Raw genomic sequence first — 4437 nt, 5'->3', positions numbered from 1 at the left:
CCCCCCTAACACGGGCCACCCCCCCCGCCCGCCCCTCCCCGCTCCAAGCACTTCCCCGCTGGAGCGCTCATCGCCGACCCCCTCGAAGCGGCGTATCCTTGAGCGAATACCAATCTAGTTACCGGTTCGCTACGAGGAGACACCCACGATGAACGCTGACGACCGCAAGCGCCGGGCTGCTGAGCAATCGCTCCAGTTCTTGCAGGAGGACATCGTGCTCGGCGTGGGTACGGGAAGCACCGTGAACCACTTCATCGAGCTGTTGGCACAGGAGCGCCCCTCCCTGCGGGCGATCGTGTCCAGCTCAGACGCCTCCACCAGCAAGCTCACCGAGGCGGGCTTTACCGTGTCGGACCTCAACAGTGTCGGCGCAGTTGATCTCTACGTGGACGGTGCGGACGAGGCGACCCGACACCTGCAGTTGATCAAGGGCGGCGGGGGTGCACTCACCCGCGAGAAGATCATCGCCGGCGCGGCCCAACGCTTCGTCTGCATCGCCGACGACTCGAAGCTCGTGAACGTGCTCGGCAAGTTTCCCCTGCCGGTCGAGGTGATCCCGATGGCACGCAGCTTCGTCGCCCGCAAGCTCATGGGGGCAGGCGGCCGACCGGTGTTCCGAGAAGGCTTCGTCACCGACAACGGCAATCACATCCTCGACGTGCACGGCCTCGACCTCGTCGACCCCTCACGCACGGAACGCGAGTTCAACCAGATCCCCGGCGTGGTCACCGTCGGCCTGTTCGCCCTGCGCGGTGCCGATGAACTGCTGATCGGCACCGAGGACGGCATCGAGCGCCACACGGCTCGCCGCTAGGGAAGCTCTACACAAGTCGTGCAGAGCTTCCCTAGGCGCTCGCCGACGCTTTCATCAAACCGTCAGACCGCGATAACGCACTGTTCATATCTGTGATGCCCCATAGCCCGCAGTGACGGGCACCGCGCCGCGTGCTGTCCGTCGTGTCATCACGCACGCACTTCGGAGGCATCACGCAATGACCCCACGCAAACCCCGAGTCGATCACATCCGCCGGCGCCTCGTCGGCGGTGTAGGCGGCGCCCTCGCCGCCAGCAGCTTCAGCTTGCCCAGCCTGGCCCGTCCGGGGGGCTGGAGCCCACGCACCTCTCGCCGATCGGCCCTGTTCACCCTCGGTGTCGCCTCCGGCGATCCACAACCGCGTCGCGTTACCCTGTGGACACGGCTCGCCCCCGATCCCCTAAACGGCGGTGGCATGGACGAGGTACCAGTGGAGGTCACCGTCGAGGTGGCGAGCGATCCAGACTTTCGCGACGTCGTTCGCAGCGGCACGGTGATGGCACTGCCCGAAGCAGGTCACGCCGTGTCCGTGACCGTGCCGGCACTGACGCCCAACACCTTCTACTGGTATCGCTTCAGCGCACTTGGCGAGACCAGCCGCGTGAGGCGTACACGCACCTTCCCGTCACGCTTCGAGCAGCCGGAGCAGATGCGCTTCGCGCTCGCCTCGTGCCAGAACTACACGGCCGGCTTCTACGCCGCCTACCGCGACATGGCCGACCAGGATCTCGACTTCGTCGTACACACGGGCGACTACATCTACGAGGGCGCCGCAGATGAGGCGACGCCTGAGTCTCGCCGGCACGTCGGCCCCGAGTGCACCTCGGTGGTCGACTACCGCAACCGCTACGCCCAGTACCGCCTCGATGAGAACCTGCAGGATGCGCACGCCGCGTTCCCCTGGATCGTGACCTGGGACGATCACGAGGTGGACAACAACTACGCCGCCCTCGCCCCCGAGGACGATCAACTCCCCGAGGACTTCAGCGCGCGCCGTAGCGCGGCCTACCAGGTGTACCGCGAGAGCATGCCTCTGGGTGCGCGACAAACGTTGAACGACGACAATGAACTGCAGCTCTTCCGTCGTTTCACCTTCGGCGACCTCGCTCAGTTCCACGTCCTCGACACGCGTCAGTTCCGCGACGACCAGCCGTGCGATGACATCTTCCCCGCCTTCATTGATGTCTGTCCGGAGATCGTCGACCCGAACGGCACCATGACCGGCGAGGAACAGGAGCAGTGGCTGTACAACGGCCTCGCCCGCTCGCGCGCCATCTGGAACGTGATGGCACAGCAGGTGATGATGATGCAGTGGGACGTGGGCGCAGCCCTCGGCGCTCCTGGGGCCTTCAACCCGGACGCCTGGGACGGCTACCAGGGGGCTCGCCAGCGCCTACTGGACTTCCTCGCCGCCACCCAGCCCGCCAACCCCATCGTGCTCACGGGCGATATCCACTCCTCGTGGGCCGCGGACATCAAGGCGGACTTCAACGAGGTCGATTCGCCCGTCGTGGCCGCGGAGTTCGTGTGCTCCGGCATCACCTCGAGCTTCGGCGACGAAAACGTGCCGCTGGTGGAGCTCACGCTGCCGTTCAACCCGCACATCCGCTTCTTCGACGGCCTGTTCCGCGGCTACGCCGTGTGCGAGGTGACGCGCGAGCAATGGCGCACAGACTTCCGCGGTGTGGAACGGGTGAGCGATCCGCACTTTACGGTGCCGAGCCCGGACCTCGCTGTCAGCACGATCGCCAGCTACGGCGTGAACGCCGGCGTGCCGGGCGTGGTCGAACTCTAGGGATAATCGCAAGGGAGCGCCGTCGATGGGAAGGCCCGTCGGCGGCGCGAAGGTCAGCTAGCCGGCGTCCGCGTTGCGCATGTTGTAGACGACGATCTGCATACCCTTCACCTCGATGAGGCCCTGCTCCTGCAGGCCCTTCAGCACGCGACCGGCCATCTCCCGGCTGCACCCCACCAAGCGCGCCAACTCCTGACGGCTGACCTTGATCTGCATGCCGTTGCGGTCCGGATGGGACATGGCATCGGGCGACTTGGACAAGTCCATCAGCGCTTTGGCGATACGGCCGGACACGTCCATGAAGGCGAGGTCCGTGACCTTACGATTGGTGCGATCGAGACGGCCGGAGAGTTGCGTGGCGATCTCGAACAGCAGGGCGGGGTGTTCAGCGGTTAGTTGCTTGAAGCGGGAATAGCTCATTTCGGCAAGTTCGCACTCCGAGCGCGTGCGCACCCAGGCCGAGCGTGCCGGCTCCTGATTGAAGAGCCCCATCTCCCCAAAGAACTGCCCCTTTGAGAGGTAGCTCAGGATCATCTCGCCGCCCTGCTCGTCTTCGAGCATCACTTCCACGGTGCCTTTCACCACGTAGTAGAGCGCGTCAGGCGTCGCGCCAGCATGGATGACCGTGGTGCGGTTCGGCACCGTCTTCATCCGTGCGTGCTTGAGAAAGATTTCGACGACGCCCATGGTGCTACCTAATGAAACGCCCCAGACGCGAGATGCGCCGGCGACGCTGGCCGTAAGAGATTTCGACACCGAAGGGGGTAGCGTAGCGCGTCGGTGCGCAGATGCCAAAGGCGCGGAAGGGCTGTGACCACCGTTTACGATCGGCGGACGGGCGAGACTAGTGCGGCAGGCGGGCGCTCCCGAACCAAAAGCTCATAAGACTCTGCCCCAGATCGCGATACCCCGCCGCGGTATCCGGCTTGGTCACGTACGCGTTGGCGCGAAGGTGATAGCAATCTGCGATGTCGCTCATGTCATCCGACGTGGAGACGATGATGGCGGGGATGGAACTCAACGCGTCGTCGCGCTTCACCGATTCGAGCAGATCGCGGCCGCTCATCCGCGGCATGTTCAAGTCGATGAGCAGCAGATCAGGGCGCGGCCCCGCGCGCAGCTCCTCCAGTGCTTCGACGCCATCGCGTACCGAACTGATGCGTACATCGTGACCCGACTGCTTCAGGGCGCGATCGATCAGCTTGCGGTCCATGAGGTCGTCATCGACCACCAATACGTAACCCGTCATCAAGCACCTCCGGAAACAGACAAAGGCAGCGCGATCACGAAGCGGACGCCGTCTGCATAGTCCGGATCGATGTAGAGCTTACCATCATGGGCTTGCACGATACGGCGGCAGATAGACAGGCCGATCCCCGTGCCCTCGATATCATCGCTGTGATGAAGCCGATGGAATGATTCGAACACACGCTCCTGGCTCTTGAGCGGTATGCCCACACCTCGGTCTTCGAAGTAGACCAGATCCACCCCTCGCTCGTGATTTACCTCGGACCAGATCCGAATCCTCGGCGGGGAGTCACCGGCGTACTTGCAGGCGTTCGAGAAGAGGTTCTGAAACAGCTGAGCGAGCAATTCCGATGACCCCTGCACCCTCGGCAGCGCATCCACCACGACGGCGGCCTTGGACTCCTCCAAGGCGATCGCCGCGAGCGATCGACCTTCCGCCACAACGGACGGTAAGTCGCACACCTCGCGCTCGATGCTGATGGACTCGAGCTTCGAGAGTTGGTGCAAGCTGCTCACGAGCGAGCGCATGCGCCGCACACCTGTGGAGATACCGCGGACCACGTCCTGCACATCTTCGCTG

General features: G+C 64.3%; 5 protein-coding genes. 2 read left to right on the top strand and 3 right to left on the bottom strand.

Translation table 11 applies throughout. The features are described from left to right. Positions 1-148 precede the first annotated feature (148 nt). Entirely contained in the window at positions 149-814 is a 666-nt protein-coding gene (gene rpiA, locus AAF184_24900) for a ribose-5-phosphate isomerase RpiA (GenBank protein MEO0425597.1), read from the top strand. Positions 815-992: 178 nt separating this feature from the next. Further along, positions 993-2609 (top strand): alkaline phosphatase D family protein, encoded by a 1617-nt coding sequence (locus tag AAF184_24895; protein ID MEO0425596.1) that lies wholly within the window; start codon positions 993-995, stop codon positions 2607-2609. A 57-nt stretch (positions 2610-2666) separates the two neighbouring features. Here AAF184_24895 and crp read toward each other — a convergent pair whose 3' ends face one another. The 3 genes from crp to AAF184_24880 all read right to left on the bottom strand — a co-directional run. Next, positions 2667-3296 (bottom strand): cAMP-activated global transcriptional regulator CRP, encoded by a 630-nt coding sequence (gene crp / locus AAF184_24890; GenBank protein ID MEO0425595.1) that lies wholly within the window; start codon positions 3294-3296, stop codon positions 2667-2669. 157 nt (positions 3297-3453) lie between these two features. Further along, positions 3454-3858, bottom strand: coding sequence for a response regulator (locus AAF184_24885; GenBank protein MEO0425594.1), 405 nt, complete (start codon positions 3856-3858; stop codon positions 3454-3456). Beyond that, on the bottom strand, positions 3858-4437 hold a 580-nt coding region (locus tag AAF184_24880), incomplete at its 5' end, for an ATP-binding protein (protein MEO0425593.1). The genes AAF184_24885 and AAF184_24880, both read right to left, overlap by 1 nt.

The organism is Pseudomonadota bacterium, assembly GCA_039815145.1.
Lineage (GTDB): Bacteria > Pseudomonadota > Gammaproteobacteria > Steroidobacterales > JBCBZW01 > JBCBZW01.
The sequence above is the reverse complement of the archived record's forward strand: the minus strand, read 5'-3'. Positions and strand labels throughout refer to the sequence as shown.